This window comes from Parasphingorhabdus sp. JC815 (assembly GCF_040717415.1).
Lineage (GTDB): Bacteria > Pseudomonadota > Alphaproteobacteria > Sphingomonadales > Sphingomonadaceae > Parasphingorhabdus.
The window spans coordinates 33648-54789 of the sequence record NZ_JBFEFM010000005.1 but is presented as its reverse complement, the minus strand read 5'-3'; the positions used below and the strand labels follow the sequence as shown (position 1 = coordinate 54789).

Genomic DNA, 21142 nt, shown 5'->3' with positions numbered 1-21142 from the left:
CGTAGTGGTGTGGGGAAAACTGTGGGGAAAGAAGTTTGGCGGACGTATGGGTAATCTAACTTTTCAAAAAATAAGAAGCCTTAAAGAGCCGGGACGATATTCTGATGGAAATGGTCTGCTGTTGGAGATCGGAAAATCTGGTCGCGGATCCTGGACAGTGCGTGTTCAATCACAAGGCAAACGACGTGACATAGGATTAGGATCAATAGCTGATGTATCGCTGGCAGAGGCGCGGGAAAAAGCAGCTGAGATACGTAGACTAGTAAAGGCGGGTATTGATCCTGTCGCCAAACGTAAAAGAAAGGCTGACGTACTACCAAGCTTTCGTGAAGCGGCTTATCTGGTTCACGCAGAGCATAAAAAGAGCTGGAAAAACGGCAAACATCAGGCGCAGTGGATATCAACGCTGGAAACCTATGCATTTCCGATTATAGGTGACCGGTTCGTGAATGAAATTGAAGGTCCCGCGATTCGCGATGTTCTCATTCAAATCTGGCTAGAAAAACCGGAAACGGCTCGCCGTGTTCGCCAGCGGATCGCGACTGTACTCGACTGGTCCTATGCCAAGGGATTTCGCAGTAGCGAGGCACCATTACGTTCAGTGAGTAAAGGTCTACCAAGACAGCCCAGTAAAAACGGACATTTTGCTGCTCTGCCCTATGAGGAAATTCCCGATTTCATTGCTGCTCTTCGCAAGCGGGTTTCGATTGGAAGAGTAGCGCTCGAATTACTCATTCTAACCGCAGCGCGTTCAGGTGAAATCCGAGGTGCCAGACATGCCGAAGTTGATACTGCAAGAGCTCTCTGGACAATCCCTGCTGAACGTATGAAAATGGGAAGAGCTCACGTTGTGCCCTTATCTTTAGCGGCGTTTGACACTTTGGATCATGCAAGAATGTTTTATTCACCGGTGAGTGATCTCATATTTCCCGGTCAGAAACCGACTAAACCTCTGTCTGACATGACCTTACTCAAGGTAATTCGAGATATGGAGATTAATTCAACAGTCCATGGTTTAAGATCATCTTTTCGGGACTGGGTGGCAGATCAAACGGACTATCCAAGAGAGGTGGCTGAGGCGGCACTGGCTCATGCGGTACCGAACAAGGTAGAAGCAGCTTACCGCCGGACTGATTTTTTAGAAAAACGTCGTGCCTTGATGGATGATTGGGCTGATTATTGTATGTCAAAAATATAATCAGGCGCGGCAGCAAAATGCCAGTTAAACTGTGTTATTAACACGATTTAGAAGTAAGCACACCAGCTTACTCCCATTCACATATTTGGCTGCAAATCACCTGACAATAGCCTTCCAGCGGGCTAATACCTTGGTTACATAATCCGGCGTTTCATGATTTTGTGGTATACCTCTTGCACGTTCTACTGCTCCTGGACCCGCATTATAGGCAGCAAGCGCCAGATCGATAGCTCCAAATTTGCCAAGCATTTCTTTTAAATATCTTGCGCCGCCATCAATACTCGATTTAGGATCGTGTCGGTTCATCACTCCAAGATAACGGGCCGTACCTGGCATTAGCTGGGCCAAGCCTGCAGCGCCTGCGGGACTTATTGCCATCGGATTAAAACGCGATTCCTGCCAGATTAAAGCCTGCAACAGCCTTAATGGAATACCATGACGTAATTCGGCTTCTCGAATTTCTGCTTCATATAGCTTCTCTCGGAACAAAGATCTGGTTTTAACGCGACGCTCAGCTAGAGAAACGGGGTTGGCATAGACATCAATCGCCTCTGCGCTACTATTAACGCGTGGCCAGATGCCGTGTTGAAATAGTTCAAAATCCCCCGTCGAAGAAATAAGTGTTTTCGCGGTATCTGTTATGGATTCTTGTATGACTTCTTCAGATGTTGCAGCGCCAGGTAGCACGGCTACAGGTAATAATGCCCAATATAGTTTATGCATATTTGATCTCTGTGTTGTTTCGAATCAAATAAGAACATAAGGCGAACATAGGGTTGTAGGAAAATGCATTTGAGGGTGTGAGAGGGGAGTGAGCTAGCTTCGGGAGCAAAATTTTGTGAAAGGAAGCCACCCCATGTCTAAAATTCTCTCTGACCGCACCCGGTCGTCTCTTGAAGCAACGGCCCGAGAGCTTTGCATTAAGCTTGGCGGCCATTGGTCGGGCGCAAAAGGCATGGCTTGTTGCCCCGCACATGATGATCGCACGCCTTCTCTTGGAGTTACCATCGGCCGAAGTGCGATCCTCTTTCACTGTTTCGCTGGTTGCGCACAAAGCGAGGTTTTAGCCGCTTTGGCCCGCACCGGGGTCAATCAATGCGATCTGTTTAATGGCAACAGCCAAGCCTTTTCCCAAAGGGTGCAGATAGAACCGAGACCGCACCGTGCGGCATTACGAATATGGCGGGAATCCACAGATATTTCGGGTACTCAAGCAAAAGCGTACCTTGAAGCACGAGCCATATTAGCGTCATCACCCATGCTGCGTTTTCACGCTCAAACCCCTTTAGGCCCGAAAGGCGCAGTCCGCTTTCTGCCTGCTCTTATCGCTGCGACAAGTCTCGACGAGGGAGTTGTTGCTGTGCACAGGACCTTTCTGCACGACAAGCTCCCCTGCAAAGCCAGCTTCGAAAAACCGAAACGTGCTCTAGGCCGCTTGGGCGAAAGCGCAGTACGGCTGTTCCAGCCAATAAATGGCCGCCTTGGTTTGGCAGAAGGAATTGAAAGCGCCCTATCAGCAAGTGCGCTTACGGGTATTCCTTGCTGGGCGACGCTCGGGAACGAGCGCTTTGGCAAGGTCACCGTTCCCGAAAGCGTGACTGAACTGTACCTGTTTGTCGATGCGGACAAAGGAGGCGAGCTTGCTGCAAAACGAGGACTGTCCATTTATTCTCGAGAAGATCGATGCATACATATTCGCAAACCGTCATCGCCCGGTACCGACTGGAATGACGAATTGGTAAACTGGACTGCGCGGCACAATATATAGGAGGAAAAAGCGCTTACTGATGTGCGACAATCAGGTATGACAATAACGTCTGGTCGGTTTTTCTATTTTCCGCTGGCCCAGAATGAACTTTAATGCATCTCTTTTTGCCGACGGAAAACTTGCCAACGAAGCCAATAAGCTATCATTTATTGCAGCAGCATAACAAATTGCGAATAGCTTAGCCACCTGCTGGTTTCCTCCTGACAGGTTTGTGTGATCGGTAGAGGCGGTCCATCCTATAAGGATGGGCCGCCATTTCATCGTTTGTTTGATTGCGATCCTTCATATTCGCCGCGCTCTGTACGCGCTAACCACAGCCGCGAAAAAGAGGAGAGCAAAGCTCTGGCCTGAATGATCCCGGCAATAGCGCCCGGATGTATCAGGAGAATATTCATGGCAAAAAGAAAAGTTTCACGACGCAAATATAGCCAGAAAACCGCTATATCACCTGCCGAGCAGATTACCGCTGCAATTATCGAAAAACTGGAAGCCGGCACTAAGCCTTGGGTTCAGCCTTGGCGCGGAATTCCGGTTTCCCGTCCACTTCGCAGCTGCGGTACACCGTATAAAGGCATGAATGTCATTTGGCTGTGGATGGTCGCAGAAACCTCTGGTTTTGGCTCGCCCTACTGGATGACATATCGCCAATGCGCCAAGCTTGGCGGGCAGGTCCGCAAGGGCGAAAAGTCGACAATCGCAATATTTTACAAGAGCTATACCAAAGATATAGATGGTTCCGATAACGAAGAGACCAAAGAAACCCGCCGCGTATCAAAGGCATATGCTGTCTTCAATGCTGACCAATGCGAGGGCTTGCCAGAATTTTATCATCCCCTGCCTGAAGATGTAACGGTGCAACCGGAAGGCCGGGTCGCCGAGCTTGATCAATTCTTTGAATCCGTCGGTGCCAAGATCGTTCATTGTGGCAGTCACGCATTTTACCAATCCGGTCTGGACCGTATCACGATGCCAAAGCCCGAGCTGTTCAACAGCTTCGATCACTATTACGCCACGCTAGCGCATGAATTATCCCATTGGACAGGGCACAGCTCCCGTCTTGATCGCGACCTCAAAAACCGTTTCGGCAGCGCTGCTTATGCTGCCGAAGAACTTGTGGCCGAATTATCGAGCGCAATGCTCGGCGGCGAACTGGGCCTGCCAGTCAGTCATCTTGACAGTCACGCAAGCTATATTGGGCATTGGCTCAAATTACTGAAGTCAGATGATCGAGCCATCCTGACCGCAGCAGCGAAGGCAGAAGAAGCCTCTTCGCTACTTATCCATCTGGGTGGAAAGTCGCGAATGCCTCAATCCGACAGAGCGCCATTGACCACTAAAGCAGCATGAAGGAGAACCAGTCATGGGACGCTCAGTGAGTTTTCCAACCGGTGCTGTCGTCGCTTACCAAGTGATTGAAGTTGACGACGATGACTGGGACTTTAAATATCAAGTATTGGTCGAAGATATTATGGCCCAAGCCAGAGAGGCATTTCCTTCGCTTGAGCAATTTAATGGCTGGCGCGGACGCGAGGATCGTATCCTACTCCGCAATGCTTTTGCTGATTTTGGCATCTCGGTATATTGCGGGCTTTGCGCAATCTGGATTGTGGCACGCGATGACAATCACTATTGGGATAGTGATAGCATCGTCTCCTTGAAGGGACGCACAGATCAATGGCTCTCCCAAATTGAGCGCTGTTTTCTGACGCTTTTCTCTCAATATCGCTGCATTGGCCGTTTCTCGAATGGGGAAGCAATCTATGAACCGGTAGCTGCGTAAATCGATAGCCTTTTGAAGTACCGACTATGAATTGGGTGTTTCAAGCGAACATTTCTAATGCCAACTGAACATTACGAACTCCAGCAATTCGGCGCGCCTCTTGTCTCCTGTCAGGAAAGACCCTTGGACCGGTCGTCAGCCAGCCGCAACCTCAAAGGACTGCGGCCCGTGTGGCCCGCGCCAGCCTAGCTTTTGAGGTTTCCCGCCGTTGGCGGTGCGGCATGTCTGCCTGTTCCCGGTCCTTTGCGGGCTCTGCCGGAGGCAAAAGCGGGCCGTAATTCAGCTGCTCGCTTTGCTTCCAATTTCAGGAGGCAATATAATGTACGATAATTTTACCCAGTCCCTGTCCGGTTTTGACCTGTCAGGCTTCTCAATCTCCGCTCCAACATTTGGCAGCGCAGATTTCCCATGCGATGATGCCATTCAGCAAACGCTCGCTGGCGTTTGGTCCGATCTCTTTTCGCTGTTCAGCGATACTGCTCTTGAAGCTGATAGCGAAGATATTGCCTGGGGCTTCGTCAATCTCTTCCACCGCGCCGCTTCGCGCAAATTATCGGCCCTTGACCGCGCAACCGACGAAATTCGAGCTTTGCTTGCAAGCGCAGACGGATCAGAAATCCACACCTCCAATCTCGAAGAGCAAATCGAACGCGCACAGGCTGCAGAAGCAAGCATGATTACTTTTGAGGCGATGCGTGAAACGGCTGCATCGCTATATATCCATGAAACGGGCTCATCGTGGAGACCAATGACGGGTTCCCGTCCAAATCACGCCAAAGGCATCACCTCGGCAGTGATTAATGGCCGCGACTTTCTTCGCGCTCGCGCTCAGAGCCGACACAAAGCCCATATCCCGACTGGCACGCCAGTAATCTTTGCCGGTGGCCGGACCACTCAAGATAGTGGTGACGATGCTAAGATATTTGCAGGCAACATCTGGGCTACGTTAGACAAGGTGTTACACAACGTTCCTGACATGGTCCTTGTCCACGGCGGTGACACTAAAGGCGCTGATCGCTTGGCAGCTTCATGGGCTGAACGACGCAGTATTCAGCAGCTTGTATTCTCACTGGACCGCAGATTGGGAGCACGCGCTGGTTTTAAACGCAATGAACAGATGCTTTCCCTGAATCCGCGCTATCTTATTGCCTTTCCCGGAACAGGTGTACTCGAACGACTTGTTATTGAAGCCAAATCTCGCCGCATAACGGTTGTGGACCGCCGCGGCTTCCTTGGCACTTCTCTAAAATCGCCGGGGTGAGCAGGGACTAATTTCTCGATCCGCGCCGTCCAAGCATTGGTATGATCTCTGCCGAAAGCCGATTTTCGACTGTCAGCACGATATTCCGCGCGGCGACATCCCCTTTTGGCCCTTGGCCCACTGATGAATATTGCCGCCCTTTTACGATAAATCCCCCGGTAGATCAGGCCAAAGATAGGGTGTCGGTGCGTTTATATGACTTGATGAGATGCTGGCGCAAACGAGTGCGCAGTGTATGTCTGCGTTTTTCAGTGATGCACGAACTTCCAATATATAATACGCTCGATAGCGAACAGTTATCCTGCGGGAGCTTAAGGTCGTCTCGCCGCTTGCTAGCGATGAAAACCTTCTTCAGGGCATCAGGGTCAGATCCTCCGTCTAGCAAAAATTATGCAGACAACGATCCCGATCAATCCGTTCTTAAGAGATCAATCGCTCAATCGCAGCATTCGCTTCTTCCTTTAATTTTTCGAAGCTGATTCGTTCTTCTCCTAAAATAATGGAACGGTCGCATTTGCTACTTTCTCAGCGTCTTTGCGCAATTGCGTTGCTGCAGTCTCCGCCCGGCTTCCAGACCCGGGTATTTGTGTCACAGAAAATTTCTCCATTTCCCAATTTTGTCATCATTCTATCATTCAAAATAATACATAAGGTTTTGACCCAGTTCGTTACAGGACGGTCAAATACGAGTGAATTGTGACCTTGAAACATCGGCAGGCTAGTTTAACTAAGGGGATGCGGGCGAAGAACTTAATTCTTCGCGGGAACCTACATTGGTAACTTTATGGGCGTTTTAAACGTCTGCCGACAAGAGACTGCGGGGTAACGTATAAACGGCGTTGTCCAGCGCGAGCCAAGGCTCCCGACTGAGGGGCGGTATCTTTTAAAGACCGCTGCGCATCCGCTTTGAAGCAATTCAAAGACAGGATGTTTATGGGAAACCAACTACAAAAAATACGTACTAAAAAGATGCATGCCCAAAGCGGGCTTTGCTATTATTGCAGACAACCAATGTGCGGTGGCAATCAGGATAACTTCGCTAGACGATTTCGGATTACATCACGGCAGGCCTTACTGCTCCGATGTACCGCTGAGCATCTAGATGCGCGATGCACTGGGGGGCAGGATTCGCCTCAGAACGTCGTGGCCGCATGCTATTTCTGTAATTCCAACCGGCATCGCTCAAAGAAGCCGCTAGATCCTTTTCTCTATGCCAAAAAGGCAACAACACGGCTCAGATCTGGAAGGTGGCATGGCATTTTCATCTTCCCGTTATAGCTAAAGTCAGGGGTTTCGTGATTCAGCAGTTGACCAGCCAATATTGGAAGTGAGACTTAATTTTGCATAGCCGAGATGATGAGAACGGTTGAAATGCGCTAGATAGCAGTGCCAATGTTTCATCCTCTGATTCAACCATCAAGTTATGCTGGGCGTCACATTGCACCATGCTGTGAGAGTTAGCTGCTTCGCCTTGTTAAGTTCTGTCAATTGCTACCAAGATAACCGGTCACTATTCCATTGGTTTTGACGATTACCGAATCGCCAATCCGAAACCCAATCCGGCTTTTTCGCGATCCTGTCTGAATCAGGACAGCAGGAAACATGCAACCCACTTTGCTTCCGGCCGTGTTGCATGGCTGCGCCATGCTGCCCGCACCACCCGGGCAAAGTAGGTTCCCCTTCGGTGCAGTTCCCTCATGCCCTGCTTCTTTTGACTGTTCGCAAGCCGGAAATGGTTTCCGGACTTGTTACTTAAGGAGAAATATCATGACCAATATTGCAATACTAACCGGCCGCATCGCACGCGATCCCGAGACACGAAAAACTCAGGGCGAAATTACCGTTACATCAATCACCGTTGTGACCGACCGCCCAGCCCGGAACAAGGATGGCAAAACCTATAAGGATGACAATGGCTATACCGTCAAGGATAGCGAATTTCATCGCGTGACCTGCTTCAACGGGCTTGGCAAAAACGTCGCGCAATATTGCACCAAGGGCCAACTGGTCGCGGTCGAAGGCCGCGTCCACTATACCCAGTGGGAAGATCAGGAAGGCGTCAAACGCTACGGCTGTGAGATCCTCGCCGACAAGGTTGATTTTCTCACCAAAGGCAAATCGTCAGACAATCAGGATGCGCCTGAAATCGATTGACAGCGGATTGTATCACAGCCGCAAATTTCAGGCCTCGCCGGGCAATCGGCGGGGCCTTTTTTTGGCTTTTTCCGCGAGTCTGATTTGTAATCGCTGTTCTTAATTTTCTGTGATACCAAGTCGCACAAGCGCGTCAGCTTCGCTCAAAGAGCCCAACACGACCGCCATCCGCTTCAAATTTTTAGGTGCGAAGCTCTCAACCCCACTGCCCAGAAATATCTGGCCAATTTCAAGCGCTGCATTTTGTTCCAATATGCGCTGCTTATCAGCAAGCGCCGCTTTTTGGGTTTCGAGTCTTTTCAGTGCGGCAAGTGCGCTGCGTTTTGTGGGCATTGTAGGATCCTTTCAAATCCCCCTCACTTTTGCTCGCCCTGATAGCTTAGTGACACACACCTGAGCCTGTAGGAAAACAAATTCTGTGAACTTCGCGATTGTCAGTTTTGGCGGAGGATAGGGATGTGTCCTGTTCACTAATTACGAAGTTTTTGTGACTTAGCCATGCCTTGGCGAATGACTGGGATTAAGCGCATTTCATAGCGGCGGGAATTGGGCCGATAGCGGACTATCCGCATTTAACCTACATCGCAGCCACTAGGAATCGGGATCTTTATGTCCGATTTCCACCCATTAATTGCCGTCTAGGGGTCGCAATGTGGAGCGAGCCTCGACTGCTGATCGAATGGCACTGAACGCCAAGAGCGTCCGTATTCGTCGTTATCATTCAAAACAGTATTCTCGACGTCGGGCGTCTCTTGCCCAAATCAAGGTCGCCGGATATTAAGTTCCCTTCAATCGGAGAAAGCGCATTATGCTTGCATATCTTAAACACCTATTCGCAATGTGGAAATGGAAGCGTTCGGAGGTGGGACTTGCTTTGCGTGAGCACACTCGCGAGTTCTTCTATCGCGATCAGGCACTGGCATATTTTTCAGAAGATGCGAAAACTCGGATAACAGGAGACTTCCATCAGCAGGTGTTCAATGCAATTCAATCCGAAAATCCTGTCATGGCGGTGCGAGAAAAGTTGTGCGAATATGTTTTGGAATATGCGCCTTTGGTCATTTTATCGATGGGCGAAAATGACCAAAGGCGCATCCGATATATGGCCCATGCCCGTACATATCAGGAACCCTATGTAAACATATTGATGAGGCGGTGACAGGCTACGACGAGCTTGAGCGGTATAAATGGGAAGAGGATGAAGTCGCCGGACAAGAGCTGATCGATTTCTGTATGGCTCGTTCAACCGTTCTGCTTTACTACGCTAATGGAATGAATATCGTTCGGCTGGCATTGAAAGATGAATCTGATCCCGATTGGTACAAGCCGTTCGTAGAGGCACAACTGGCCGCGGAAGAAGGCCGCATAAGGGAAAAATTAGAATTGCCGAGCCTATTTCCAAACACGACCGATTCACTGGTTTATGGCACGTTCTTTGAGCATGTGATGGCTGGCGAGAAAAACCCGTTCTATCATTGGTCAAAGACTTGGCCGGATCGTTATTTGAGCGGACGAGGCCCCGATCCTCTGAATATTGCGCCGAATTAATAGCACTTTTCCCCGCCACTTAACATCGGCGCGACCTAGTTACCCCGATTGCATTAAATTACGCTCGTACTTGCGTTATGAGAGGCAAAACGCCCACCCCCTAAATGAACTTATTGATGCGCTGAAATGCGTTCTCGAAACAAGCAAGTGTTTTTTCGACGCTCGTGTTTTTCGCTTCCAAAAATTGTGGGTTTGAGAGAATATGCATCGATGGATCAAAGTGACTATATGTTGGGAAAGTATCAGGTAGAAGTCTAAAATAGGCTTCTGCCTTTTTCACCAATCGTTCCGTTTTATCATCAGCATTCATTAATTTTTCCACGGTGAGAGCATGCGTGCCCTTTAACGCATAAGTCGCATTTACGAGTTTTACAAAAACTGAAGGCTCGAAGAAATCTTCAATATCTGCTTCTTCCTTTTCGGCAATTTCTGTAGCCAAAAGAATGCGATCATTTTCCAGCAACTCAGCTTTGTAGAGGTCATCAAGCTTACGTTTTTGACCTCTCTCAAAATCTGTCAAAACCACAACGTTTAGTTTGTTGCCATAGAACAACCGAACGAAAGGTAGTACTTTATCAATCCCGCCTGATGGACAAATCGCCCAGTGCGGATTGAGATGTTCTCTACCATTCTTTTTCAATACCGCTGATGCAGCTTGTAGATAGAGGATGTCACTCGGTCCCTCTACTAGTAAGGTATTTTCGCCGATGATAAGGTTTTGGGTTACTTCAAAGCCCATGGCTCCAAAGATCGGAAAATTCGTCTGTGGATCGGTTGTTAGAACATCACCTCTAACCTTCGTTCCTTGTGATACCTTTCTGCTCCGATCATCCAGCGTTACAACATCTTCGACTGTTCGAACTGTATTCAGTTCATCTGCGGGCACCATAAAAGGCGAGTGAGTCGTAAAAATCAGCTGATGATGTGGCTCGATCTGCTCTTTGAAGTATCGAAGCAAATCCTTTTGGGCCGTACCGTGCAGTGTTAGTCCAGGTTCATCAAGTAGTAGGATAACGTTTCCTTCCGACTTTTTGATCTGTGCAAATTTCACCAAAAACGAAAAAAACCAAATGAAGCCAGCTGATCGTTCCGAAAATGGCACGGTCACTCGGTGAAGGTTGTTTTCGACACGAGCACGCGCAACAGCCCCACTATTAAAGGGAGGCTTGTCTTCAGCCTTACCCTCGGTCAGTAGAACCTTGATTTGCAGTTCATCGTTCTGAGTCCAATATTCGAATATCTGATCTGTGATTTTATTCGCTGCGCCTTCACACTTGGCATTTAACTCTTCGAACTTTGTAGATTCTGTAAGTTCATCCAAATCAGTCCCAGCATATTCCAGAAAGTCCAAAAATACCTGATCGCCGCTTGTGATGCCCTCGCCACTCGTTTTGTCGGCATTCAGTTTATTGATAGAAATCTCTCCACTCATTCTATCGTAATGCGAAAAGTATAAAAACTTAGGCATTCTGGCGCTTAGGATATCAATGGCCTTCAGATCGGCATCGTTCTTTCTGTAATTTCCAATTGCTTCGAACATTTCATTTTGTGAGTCTGTCCGTTCTAGTTCATCCAAAATTATGAAAACGTCTTTTGTATCATCGCACTCATTGAAAGGTTCTTTTTCATCCTTGGTAAGGTTGAAACGCTTACTGAGATGGGCAATCACTTTCTTGTGATCTACACCGACAACCCATGTCGTGGATTGTGTTTCGTATGTTTTCGAAACGCTAATCACTTTCGCCGTGACCGATCCTATTCCGAGAATGGCCTCAACAGCTTTTATATCGGCCTCGCTCAGTTGCCATTGTGTTTTGATTACTCGCGCTTCGTAACCATTGTGACGCTCGTCGTAATCAGAGAGAAATCTACGCGGATAATTTTCGGTCTTCCCGTAGTCGTTGAATTCCGGATCAGTCGATCGAAGGCCTTCCAATGCTTTAAGGAAAGCGGTTTTTCCTGCTTCGTTTTTACCTACCAGACAGGTTGTTCCGACAATTTTCACCTGTCCCGAATCTACAATGTTCCTATAGTTTGTAGCGTGGGCATTGGTCAGTTTCATGGTTCTATCCTGTATAGAGGTTCGGTATTAGTTTAGTCGGTCAGAAAACTTAGTTGAAGTCAAGTTTTCCAAAGTGTTAATGACCAAGTTGTCGAATACTTGAAGAGCATTATTGTGACCACAGTGTGAAAGCCATTCGAATGACGATCCATCATACCGAAACGTAAACCGACCCTCAGCCTACTGCGCGTGTAATCGACGGGCCCTGCCTCACGTTCAAACCCCGTAAATCCCGATTTTAACTCCAGTGCAACGGCGAACCGTGTCGCCCGCGATGATCGAGCGGCCGATGCCTGCGCGTATCGCAATGAGAGGGGGTACTGTAGGCAAAGGGTGAAATTACAGCAACAGTAGCTGCCGGTCAGCTAACGCCCCAATAGCGGTCCTTTAAGCGCAGCGACTTCAGGCAATGGCCGCTTTCAGGCACGAACTTAATCCTTCGGAATGGCGACAATTGGGGCGCTAAGCTGCCATCGCGGCCGCGGATGAACGAATCACCGCTTATCGCGATCGCCGAGTTAATATCGGGCTGTCAGGATCCGTCGACTATCCGGACATCCCGCCAAGGGTTAGAGCGTGGGCTCGGCATTCCTAACTACTACATCAATGCTTTATCGGCGTTAAGTGAGATCCCCTTGCCACATGAGGTCCGAATTACCCCGTTGCCTGAGCTTTATTTTCCAGTGCGGTGATCCGTTCCGAGCAGATTGTGTGCACCACGCGACCGAGTTCCTCGATCTGCTCACCCAGCCATATAAGTTCTTCCTCGCTGATACGGTAATGCTTCGAGTAGCGAGCCTTTACGTAAGCTTCTTTCAGCTTTTCGAACCTTGCTCGGTCGGCACGAAGTTCACGCGGCCAGCAGTCAACCAAGCGCAAATCAAGACGTTCTGCCTGCGTTCGTAGAAAACCTAGATTGTGAACATGTGGCGTGTAGAAGGTGCAAACGAGTAAAACAGTGTGATATAATCGTTCCGCAGTTTGATGCATGTCGAACGCCGCATCTTTCAAATAGCCCTTCTCGATATCAAACTTGGCGATATTGAACCGCTTCATTGATGCAGGAAACCATTCTTCAAAATACTCTCTCGCCATGACGAGCGCTTGGTCGGGCGTCTTGGGCTTGGGTACGTGAAGTAAGCGGTCATCGGCTTCGTAAAGCGCGATGCCGTCTTTTGCGACGTCCATGAAGAAGTAGCGGCCATGCGCGAGACCGTCATTCACTTCACCAAGGGTATGGACGATGAAGTTGACCGGCGTGCGCAGTGTCTTGTCGATGGCAAGTTCGCGGATAAGGCGGTTGTCGAGCTTCAGCCAGTAATCGACCTTGTCGGTAAGACGCTTATCGTTGACAATAATCAGGATATCGAAGTCGGAGCGGTAGCCTTTGGCGGTGTGCGGTTCGTCTACCCAGCCGCCCCTTGCGTAGCTTCCATAGAGGATGATCTTCTCGATCTTCCCTTTCTTTTTCCACTCGTGCTGCGCGAGCGCTAGCGCGTCTTCGAACTCTTCGAAGATGATCGCCTTCACGCGTTCAATCTCGCGTTGCTTGGCTGCCGGAAGATGATCGAGGTCAGTGCGCATATCAATCATTATTGTGGAGTTTTGCGCCTGCATTGGCAAGTGGCTTCGCACAATAGCTATATCCACGAAAAATTGATGCCTCGATCCCTCAAAAGGATCAAGATAATGTCATTGGCAAGTTTGGGACCGAGCAAGGCTATTTGGTCACCAATAGCCATTAAAGCAGAATTTTCTGAGTACGTTTTTATAGATTTCAGACGCCCGATAGGCTAAGAGATCATCCGCAAACTCCTGCAAAACTGCGAAATAGGGGAGAATAAAATGAGCCGGAAAAGACTGCCGAGCTGTGGACAAAGTCAGAGCACACCCTACGCAGCGGGCTGCCTTCACAATATGATTTAAAGTCAATGTTTTAAATGGCAAAATCGGTATTGGCGTCAAACAATTTGACCGTGATTTAAATGCCGGATTCGCAAATTACCGGTAACTTACGGCTATCTAAGATATTGGGATATCGTGGTTATATTTCCATTGACTTTGCTTTGTTCACGATTTATTCTCATCGCATCTTCCGTAAGGTGAGCCAGGTTCCACAGTTTCTACAGGAACCTGATCATGAACAAGCATATCAGTCTTCAAACCTACGTCCCAATGCCACTTGCCGCTTGGGTAAAATCACAAGCAGATGACCGTAAAGTCAGTGTCAGCATTGTTGTGCGTGACCTTCTGGTCGATGCATGGCACACGCAAAATTCGGCCGGTGGCAAGATCCTTCCCCTTGATCCGCAGCGCCAGAATATTTTTATTAGCATTGCGCTTGACGCTCTCTTGACAGGGCATTCTGATAGCAGCCTGAGGAAACGAACGCTTGAGGCTTATCACCGCAAACTCGCCCGTCTAGGTCTGACTTCGGCGCCTGTTTCAGGAGGCAATGATGAAGCGTAACCTCCTTAATTTCACCCGCGGCAGTCAGCTACTAGGGCATTTTATATACATGTTTGCCGCTGGGCTAAAAGGACCGGTAATCATCGCAGCAATAGTAACGCTGGGGCTGTGCTGGTGGAACGTAGCGAGCGCACTGGATGATCATCAGCTCTACCTCGTATGGATGCATTTATATGCCAGTCTGTATGCTTTTATGGAGTTTGATCCGGTAAAGCTGGTAAACCTCAAATTGGCAACTGGCGGCGATGCGCAGCTCCCGATGTCCGTGATCCGTGAATTCCCGCCAATGAGGGAAGCGGTTGGCGCTTTTTGGAATACGGCTAGTTTTGCGTGTATTCTCAGTGCCTCTATCCTGACACCGATCTTCATTTTCTTCTATTGGTTTGCCGAACATTTCGGCGGGAAATCCAAAGAACGCAAACATGAACGCGGCGCGATGCTGGTAAGCTTGCTTGAACTGGAAAATGAAATTGAACGGCATAACAGGCTGGAGCAAGGGCGTGAGATGCGCGCCGAACTGGGCGTAAAATGGCGCCTGGCAGGTCGCGCGGCTTTAGAACAAGCGGGCTATTATGTTCCTTCACATCTGGCTGGATTGAGCTACCCATGGCGCCTCGAACAAAGTCATGCAATGATTATTGGCACGACCGGAACCGGTAAAACTGTTGCGCTTTTTGATCTGGTTTCTGAAGCGCGCGGGCGTGGTCAACGGGCGGTGATCTTTGATTTGACCGGGGCTTTTATCGAGACATTCTATGATGATTCTCGCGACATCATTCTTAACCCTCTTGATGAGCGCTGCCCGGCCTGGAGCGTCTTCAATGATTGCGCAAGTGAAGGCGAGTTTCATGCAGCAGCAGAAGCATTGGTGCCCCAAGATGGCGGCGGTAGTGAGCAGTTCTGGGTACTCGCAGCGCGCATGCTATTTGTAGAAATGTGCCTTCATTTGCGGGCCAAGGGCGAAACGACTAACGAAGCGCTGGCGACCAAATTAATGACCGCTGATCTGGCCCAAGTGCATAAACTCATGCGCGGAACTATGGCCGATCCGCTGACGGCTCCCGAAGCTGCGCGTATGGCCGAGTCAATCCGCGCGGTATTTAACGCAAATGCCAAGGCGCTCAAATTATTGCCCACCGATGGGCCTGCATTTTCCCTTCGAGATTGGGTGCGCGGTAACTGCAAAGCCGGGTCAATATTGTTTATTTCAGCGCGCTATGTCGAGATGAGCATCTCTTCCCAGCTCCTCACTTTATGGATGGATACCGCGATGAATACCCTGATGACGATGGAGCGAACGAAAGATCTGCGACTCTGGTTCCTCATCGATGAACTTGGCGCACTGCACCGCTTACCGGCCCTCGAGAAAGGCCTGCAAACGGCCCGAAATTTTGGCGGTGCAATCATCACCGGTGTGCACGCTTTTGCCAAGCTAAAGGAAGTCTATGGAGAGAATATGGCTATGACTCTCTCTTCTCTCGCAAGGACAAAACTTATCCTTGGCACTGCTGACCGGGAGACTGCGGCCTGGTGCTCTGATTTTATCGGGCACCGGCAGGTAAAGGATATGGAAGAAGGCTATAGCTATGGCTATAATAATGCCCGCGATGCGGTGAGCCTGACGCCGCGTCGTCAGGTCGAGCCATTGCTCTTGCCAGACCAGTTTATGAACCTACCAAGCCTGTCGGGCTATATCAAGTTTCCCGATGGATTCCCGGCGGCACCTGTCGCTCTTTCGCCCCGCAATTGGCCGCGTATTGCCGAAGGCTTTATAACCCGCGAAGCCGTCAAAGCGAACAAGGATGTATTGGACCGTGGATCGGTTGAAAAACTGCAAACTGCAGGCGGAACAAGCGAAAGCAATGCACATCCATCCGCCAACGATGATGGCGCCGGTAAGCCAGTGGAATTGCGTCAAATGGACCTATTATCGGATTTAAAAAAAAATGACGATGATCCCGAAAAATCGCGTGATACCGAAACTCGGGGAAACTCGAAAGAAATGTTAAAGCGCAGCATCAGCGCACATGCAGAACCTCAGGCTATCAATCCGTCCTCAAAGCCTACTGGCACTCACGCGGCGCTTCCTTTGATCAGCTTCGTCACTGGCGACGACCAAGCTGCCCAAGAAGCCGTAAATGAAGGTCAAGTTCAAAATGGGGAAGGTCAGGTTTCAAGATTAGCATCAAGATCGCACAAGCCCGAAAATTCTGAGCCCACCAACCGGGTCAAGACCCGCCCACCGCCAGAAAGAGACCTATTAGAAGGCGCCGTTGATCCTGGACAAGAACCTGAGCTCGGTGACTGGGAGCCTGATATGTAGTTTTCATAAAGGGGTAGCGAGGGGCTCATGAAAAAAGGCCATTTCTATGCTCTCCATTGCCAACGTCCGCTCCTCTTCTGCCGCTGCAACTTATTTTGCAACTGACAATTATTACGCTACGAATGATGCCGACCGGTCAGGGATGTGGGTCGGCCAGGCTGCCGAAAAGCTTGGCCTTGAAGGGCAAGTGGAGGCCAAGGCCTTCGATGCTTTGCTGAGCGGTAGGCTGCCTGCAGGAATTCAGATTGGCAATCCTAATCAGCCGCATCGGCCCGGCACCGATCTCACATTTTCGTTGCCGAAAAGCTGGTCGCTTTTGGCATTGGTTGGCGGTGATAAGCGTATTATCGAAGCCTATCGTGAAGCCGTGATTGCCACTTTGGCATGGGCAGAAAAGAATGCAGCAGAAACGCGAATTGTACAAAAAGGTAAGATTAAAACAGTGCCCACCGGCAATCTCGCTATTGGACTTTTTCAACACGATACCAATCGCAATCAAGAACCCAATCTGCATTTTCATGCTGTGGTCGCCAATGTCACGCAGGGCCCAGATGGGAAATGGCTCAGTCTGAAAAACGATCGTCTCTGGTCGCTCAATACATTGCTGAACAGTATGACCATGGCGCGGTTTAAAATCGCGGTAGAAAAGCTTGGTTATCAGCCGGGCGCGGTCGGCAAGCATGGCAATTTTGAAGCAGAAGGTTTCACAAGAGCCGACATCATGGCGTTTTCATCAAGGCGTCAAGAAATTATCGATGCGGTCCGCCAGCTCGGAATTCAAACGCCCAAAGCGCGGGATATTGCCGCGCTTCAAACCAGGTCGGCAAAATCTCCCATTGCTGACCGCGATGCGTTAGCGTCGAGTTGGCGCGGCGCAACTGATGATATCGGAATGGACCTACAAGGGAGGGTTTCGTCTGCGCTGGCCCGCACGGAAATGCTGAATGCGGTTCCCAGCTTTGCGAAAAGTCTGGCCGAACGCGGTAAAAAGCTGCTGCGTGATTTCGCCGCTGTTATTCGCGGGAATGCGGATGACCCGCTAATTCCAGACCATATATTAAAGAAAGATGCTGAAACCATTGCAGCGGCGCAGTCGGTTGCCTCTGCCATCAGGCATCTTGGAGAACGAGAGGCCGCCTTCCCGCGCGAAACTTTGCTTAAAACCGCGCTCGACTTTGGATTGCCTACGACAATCGATCATGTCGAACAGCGGGTGCGGTCTCTGGTCCGCTCAGGGGCCCTTGTCAAAGGCGCAGGCGGCAAGAAAGACTGGTTTACCTCGCAGGATGCCATAACGCTCGAGGAGCAAATACTTGTCCAAGTCGAAAGCGGCCGGTCTGCGGTTTCGCCCGTTATCAGTAGCGATGTCGCAGCCCAGCGCGTTCAGGCGATTTCTGCGCTTAACTATGGTTTCACCCTGAACGAGGGACAGGAAGCTGGCGCCCGGCTCATCATGTCATCTACCAATCGGACCGTAGCGGTCCAGGGGATTGCCGGCGCTGGTAAGTCCAGCCTCCTTAAACCCGTATCAGAGCTGTTACGAGAGCAAGGCAAACAAGTCTTCGGCCTTGCTGTTCAAAATACACTTGTCCAAATGCTCGAACGCGACACAGGCATCTCGTCAATGACGCTTGCCCGATTTTTGGGGAAACACGCCAAATTGCTGCATGCACCGACCGACCGCGCGCTGCTTTCAGAAGCAAGGCAACAGCTCAAAGATCATGTTCTCTTTCTTGATGAGGCCTCGATGGTATCGAGTACCGACAAAGAGAAGCTTGTGCGCCTCGCAAACCTAGTGCGTGTCGACAGGCTGGTGCTTATCGGGGATCGTAAGCAGCTCGGTGCTGTTGATGCCGGAAAGCCGTTTGACCTTATTCAGCAGGCTGGCGCCGAACGTGCGGTGATGGACGTCAATCTGAGGGCAAGGAACTTAGGATTGCGCCGCGCCCAAAGCGCCGCGCAATCAGGACTTGTGACCAAAGCTATGGGCTATCTCAAGGATTATACCATCGAAACCAATGACGACAGCGCGGTCATGGCCGCCGAACACTGGTTGTCGCTTTCGCCTTCCGCGCGCGAAAATACCGCTATTTATGCTTCAGGGCGTGCACTGCGATCCACGGTCAACCAAGCTGTTCAAACCGGTTTAAAGGCCAATGGTGAACTTGGAGCGGAGCCTTTGCGCTTGTCTACGCTCTCCCGCGTGAACACCACGCGTGAAGAGCTGCGCTATGTCTCGGGCTATAAAGCTGGCATGGTGCTTGAGGTTGCAGGAAGGGTTCGTAGTCAGGGCCTGAGGCAAGGTCAGTACCATGTGGCCGCGGTTGATGCACAACGCAAAATAATCAAATTGCGGGATCCCAAAGGAAAGATGGTGCAGTTTCATCCCTCGAAAATATGCGCCGGGAAAAGCGAAGATCGGCTGGCATTATTAGAAGAAAAGCAGCTAGACATTCATAGCAGCGAGCGCATTCGTTGGACCAAAAACGACCATAAACGCGGTCTTTTCAATGCCGATCAGGCAAAAATTACGGATATCGACAAGACTCATCTCACGCTGGTAACATCAGCAGGTATGGAACATAGGCTGAAACGCAGTGATCCTATGCTCAAAAGGCTTGATCTAGCCTATGCGCTTAATGCCCATATGGCCCAAGGCCTGACTTCGGACCACGGTATCGCCGTCATGGATAGCCGCGAAAAAAACCTCTCCAATCAGCAGACATTTCTCGTGACGATAACCCGACTACGCGACAGTCTGACCCTATTTGTTGATAACGCTGGCAAACTCGGCCGCGCAGTAGCGCAAAATACAGGTACCAAGACTTCCGCACTGGAAGTGACCGAGCGGCTCCGCCAAGCTGCGGCAACGGGGTTGAAAGCGGGCAAGTCGCAGGTCCAAGACAAGGCCTCTGGAACAGATAAGCCAGAAATTACAAAAGACATGTTAAAACCTTTTGAGATCGGGATTTAAGAGGCAACGGGGGGTGCGTCATCGCTGGACATATTTCTGGGACTATCGCATGTGATTTGGGTCATGTTTAATCTAATCCTGCTCCTCGCCTTAAAAGTGGCCATTGTTCCAAGCGGTGAAACATTTACCTGCACGCCTATACGGGTATGGGATGGCGATGGACCGAGTATGGTGCTCTGAAGGTCCAAGAATCAGACTTTCCGGCATTGCCGCTCGTGAATTGGATCGCACCTGCAGACCTAGCCACCCTTGCCCAAAGGCAGCAGCAAAAAAAGCCCGCAATGCGCTCGTAAATCTTGTTGGACGTCCGGTCGGCGCTTCCAGTGAAGGGCATATATTGGTGAGCGGACCCGCTATGCAGTGTAGGTCAGACGGCGGAGCTGGCGGAACGAGAACCGCAGCATGGTGCATTTCGCCTAAAAGCGGCGACATCAACTGCGCTATGGTGCGCGGCGGCTGGGCCGCCCGGTGGAATAAATATTGGAAGCGGCATCGCTGTGCGTGATCAGCCGAACAGGTCAAACAATAGCTGGAGCGCCAAGCTCCTCTATCTTGAGGTGGGTTTTATAGCTATTATAATATTGGGCTGGCCACTTTACACGCTCGTTCGCTGGCTAATCACCAAGCTATAATTGTTTATATCGCGCGGCAAAACCAGATAACCCTGCCAATGATATGAATGGAAGCGCGGTCCACGTCATCCCAAGTCGGATAGGCTATATTATCACTGGAGATCGTGATTTGTTTACCGCCAGGTTTAAGAGCAACCCGTTTAACCACGAGCGTATCGTCTGAACGCAAGACGTAGATGCCATCTCTAAGACGCGCGCCATGATCGGACGCATCAACAAGCACCTCATCTCGGTGACTAAGGGTTGGTTCCATAGAATCGCCGATCACACGGACAATCGAAAGGCTTGAGCTCTTGGACGGTGTCAGCTTTTTGAGCCATCGCTCGTCAAATCCAAAACGCGTCTGGCTATTTTCGCTTTCAGCAATCGCGCCAAATCCAGCGGACGCATCCACGTCTAAAGTAGCGATTTCGACTAGACCGTTATGGATCGCAGGCGGCGGTCCACCAAGCAGCTGCTCATCGACGCCAAAATAACGCGCTAGCTTACGGCGATCTTCGTCGTCGAGCTTGCGAGGGCTGCCACGTTTTATGAATTGCTGGATGTAAGCAGGGTTGCGACCGAGAAGCCGTGATAGGCCTGAATAATCATCTTTGTTATGCTGAATAAGCCGGTCCAGCTCTTCTCTCACATTGTCCATCGGCAATGCCTTTCATTCAATCCAGTCATCTTAGTAATAGGAATTATCCTAGACAATATAGATTCTTCCTAATAGGAGCATAACAAGAACGCAAGTGAAAGCTGATTCGAGGAAGACAATGAAATTATTAGACCGTATTGAGCTGCACTTGAAGCAAACGCATATTTCTGCGACGCGATTTGGCAGGCGGGCCGTGGGGGATCCTAGATTTGTGCTGGATCTTAGAATGGGGCGAAGACCGAGGCGGCGGACGGTGGAGAAAGTTGAAAATTACTTAAGCGAGACAAGTGGTAAAATGATCTAGCAAGCTTTGGAGAGTCTCTTTAAAACCTT

Annotated in this window: 17 protein-coding genes; 12 read left to right on the top strand and 5 right to left on the bottom strand. The window is 50.0% G+C overall.

The window, feature by feature from the left end; all coding sequences use genetic code 11:
- The first annotated feature begins 46 nt into the window (after positions 1–46).
- Entirely contained in the window at positions 47–1198 is a 1152-nt protein-coding gene (locus tag AB1K62_RS11755) for an integrase arm-type DNA-binding domain-containing protein (protein ID WP_367003768.1), read from the top strand.
- Between the two features lie 96 nt (positions 1199–1294).
- Here the strand turns inward: AB1K62_RS11755 and AB1K62_RS11750 are convergent, their stop codons facing one another.
- Entirely contained in the window at positions 1295–1921 is a 627-nt protein-coding gene (locus tag AB1K62_RS11750; RefSeq protein ID WP_367003766.1) for a lytic transglycosylase domain-containing protein, read from the bottom strand.
- A 133-nt stretch (positions 1922–2054) separates the two neighbouring features.
- Here AB1K62_RS11750 and AB1K62_RS11745 point away from each other — a divergent pair, with 133 nt between their 5' ends.
- From AB1K62_RS11745 to AB1K62_RS11720, 6 genes are all read left to right on the top strand, one after another.
- Complete coding sequence (locus tag AB1K62_RS11745) at positions 2055–2966, top strand: toprim domain-containing protein (RefSeq protein ID WP_367003765.1); 912 nt, start codon at positions 2055–2057, stop codon at positions 2964–2966.
- 393 nt (positions 2967–3359) lie between these two features.
- Positions 3360–4313: a zincin-like metallopeptidase domain-containing protein gene (locus tag AB1K62_RS11740; RefSeq protein ID WP_367003764.1), complete on the top strand. Its 954-nt coding sequence runs from the start codon at positions 3360–3362 to the stop codon at positions 4311–4313.
- A 13-nt stretch (positions 4314–4326) separates the two neighbouring features.
- The gene (locus AB1K62_RS11735) at positions 4327–4746 is read left to right on the top strand and encodes a hypothetical protein (protein WP_367003763.1); all 420 of its coding nucleotides are present in this window, start codon (positions 4327–4329) and stop codon (positions 4744–4746) included.
- Between the two features lie 319 nt (positions 4747–5065).
- Positions 5066–6007 carry a DUF2493 domain-containing protein gene (locus AB1K62_RS11730; RefSeq protein ID WP_367003762.1) on the top strand — a complete coding sequence of 314 codons (942 nt, stop codon included), beginning with the start codon at positions 5066–5068 and terminating at the stop codon, positions 6005–6007.
- A gap of 927 nt (positions 6008–6934) precedes the next feature.
- Entirely contained in the window at positions 6935–7285 is a 351-nt protein-coding gene (locus AB1K62_RS11725) for an HNH endonuclease (protein ID WP_367003761.1), read from the top strand.
- Positions 7286–7774: 489 nt separating this feature from the next.
- Complete coding sequence (locus tag AB1K62_RS11720; protein WP_367003759.1) at positions 7775–8161, top strand: single-stranded DNA-binding protein; 387 nt, start codon at positions 7775–7777, stop codon at positions 8159–8161.
- 99 nt (positions 8162–8260) lie between these two features.
- On the opposite strand, the gene AB1K62_RS11715 is transcribed toward AB1K62_RS11720, so the two are convergent.
- The gene (locus tag AB1K62_RS11715) at positions 8261–8494 is read right to left on the bottom strand and encodes a DUF6437 family protein (protein WP_367003757.1); all 234 of its coding nucleotides are present in this window, start codon (positions 8492–8494) and stop codon (positions 8261–8263) included.
- A gap of 475 nt (positions 8495–8969) precedes the next feature.
- On the opposite strand from AB1K62_RS11715, the gene AB1K62_RS11710 reads away from it, so the two are divergent.
- A complete protein-coding gene (locus tag AB1K62_RS11710; protein ID WP_367003756.1) occupies positions 8970–9320 on the top strand; it encodes a hypothetical protein in 351 nt (116 codons plus the stop codon).
- Entirely contained in the window at positions 9317–9709 is a 393-nt protein-coding gene (locus tag AB1K62_RS11705) for a hypothetical protein (protein ID WP_367003755.1), read from the top strand. Before AB1K62_RS11710 ends, AB1K62_RS11705 begins: the two co-directional genes overlap by 4 nt.
- A 100-nt stretch (positions 9710–9809) precedes the next feature.
- On the opposite strand, the gene AB1K62_RS11700 is transcribed toward AB1K62_RS11705, so the two are convergent.
- Both AB1K62_RS11700 and AB1K62_RS11695 read right to left on the bottom strand, forming a co-directional pair.
- On the bottom strand, positions 9810–11771 hold the full coding sequence (locus AB1K62_RS11700) for an AAA family ATPase (RefSeq protein ID WP_367003754.1): 1962 nt from the start codon (positions 11769–11771) through the stop codon (positions 9810–9812).
- Between the two features lie 654 nt (positions 11772–12425).
- The gene (locus AB1K62_RS11695; protein WP_367004053.1) at positions 12426–13355 is read right to left on the bottom strand and encodes a HEPN domain-containing protein; all 930 of its coding nucleotides are present in this window, start codon (positions 13353–13355) and stop codon (positions 12426–12428) included.
- 555 nt (positions 13356–13910) lie between these two features.
- On the opposite strand from AB1K62_RS11695, the gene AB1K62_RS11690 reads away from it, so the two are divergent.
- Genes AB1K62_RS11690 through mobF form a run of 3 tightly spaced genes read left to right on the top strand, consistent with a single transcriptional unit; the run spans position 13911 to position 19537 of the window.
- Entirely contained in the window at positions 13911–14240 is a 330-nt protein-coding gene (locus AB1K62_RS11690; protein ID WP_367003752.1) for a hypothetical protein, read from the top strand.
- Positions 14230–16563: a type IV secretion system DNA-binding domain-containing protein gene (locus AB1K62_RS11685; protein ID WP_367004051.1), complete on the top strand. Its 2334-nt coding sequence runs from the start codon at positions 14230–14232 to the stop codon at positions 16561–16563. Before AB1K62_RS11690 ends, AB1K62_RS11685 begins: the two co-directional genes overlap by 11 nt.
- Positions 16564–16609: 46 nt before the next feature.
- Positions 16610–19537 (top strand): MobF family relaxase, encoded by a 2928-nt coding sequence (gene mobF, locus AB1K62_RS11680; RefSeq protein WP_367003751.1) that lies wholly within the window; start codon positions 16610–16612, stop codon positions 19535–19537.
- Positions 19538–20173: 636 nt separating this feature from the next.
- Here the strand turns inward: mobF and AB1K62_RS11675 are convergent.
- On the bottom strand, positions 20174–20809 hold the full coding sequence (locus AB1K62_RS11675) for a S24 family peptidase (RefSeq protein WP_367003750.1): 636 nt from the start codon (positions 20807–20809) through the stop codon (positions 20174–20176).
- Positions 20810–21142: the final 333 nt, after the last annotated feature.

Excerpts from the sequence above, each read along its gene's own strand:
- AB1K62_RS11745 (WP_367003765.1), top strand. The coding sequence starts at position 2,055 with ATGTCTAAAATTCTCTCTGACCGCACCCGGTCGTCTCTTGAAGCAACG.
- AB1K62_RS11725 (WP_367003761.1), top strand. The coding sequence starts at position 6,935 with ATGTTTATGGGAAACCAACTACAAAAAATACGTACTAAAAAGATGCAT.
- AB1K62_RS11685 (WP_367004051.1), top strand. The coding sequence starts at position 14,230 with ATGAAGCGTAACCTCCTTAATTTCACCCGCGGCAGTCAGCTACTAGGG.
- AB1K62_RS11675 (WP_367003750.1), bottom strand. The coding sequence starts at position 20,809 with ATGGACAATGTGAGAGAAGAGCTGGACCGGCTTATTCAGCATAACAAA.
- AB1K62_RS11730 (WP_367003762.1), top strand. The coding sequence starts at position 5,066 with ATGTACGATAATTTTACCCAGTCCCTGTCCGGTTTTGACCTGTCAGGC.
- AB1K62_RS11720 (WP_367003759.1), top strand. The coding sequence starts at position 7,775 with ATGACCAATATTGCAATACTAACCGGCCGCATCGCACGCGATCCCGAG.
- AB1K62_RS11755 (WP_367003768.1), top strand. The coding sequence starts at position 47 with ATGGGTAATCTAACTTTTCAAAAAATAAGAAGCCTTAAAGAGCCGGGA.
- AB1K62_RS11715 (WP_367003757.1), bottom strand. The coding sequence starts at position 8,494 with ATGCCCACAAAACGCAGCGCACTTGCCGCACTGAAAAGACTCGAAACC.
- AB1K62_RS11735 (WP_367003763.1), top strand. The coding sequence starts at position 4,327 with ATGGGACGCTCAGTGAGTTTTCCAACCGGTGCTGTCGTCGCTTACCAA.
- AB1K62_RS11740 (WP_367003764.1), top strand. The coding sequence starts at position 3,360 with ATGGCAAAAAGAAAAGTTTCACGACGCAAATATAGCCAGAAAACCGCT.
- AB1K62_RS11710 (WP_367003756.1), top strand. The coding sequence starts at position 8,970 with ATGCTTGCATATCTTAAACACCTATTCGCAATGTGGAAATGGAAGCGT.
- AB1K62_RS11695 (WP_367004053.1), bottom strand. The coding sequence starts at position 13,355 with ATGCGCACTGACCTCGATCATCTTCCGGCAGCCAAGCAACGCGAGATT.
- AB1K62_RS11700 (WP_367003754.1), bottom strand. The coding sequence starts at position 11,771 with ATGAAACTGACCAATGCCCACGCTACAAACTATAGGAACATTGTAGAT.
- AB1K62_RS11690 (WP_367003752.1), top strand. The coding sequence starts at position 13,911 with ATGAACAAGCATATCAGTCTTCAAACCTACGTCCCAATGCCACTTGCC.
- mobF (WP_367003751.1), top strand. The coding sequence starts at position 16,610 with ATGCTCTCCATTGCCAACGTCCGCTCCTCTTCTGCCGCTGCAACTTAT.
- AB1K62_RS11750 (WP_367003766.1), bottom strand. The coding sequence starts at position 1,921 with ATGCATAAACTATATTGGGCATTATTACCTGTAGCCGTGCTACCTGGC.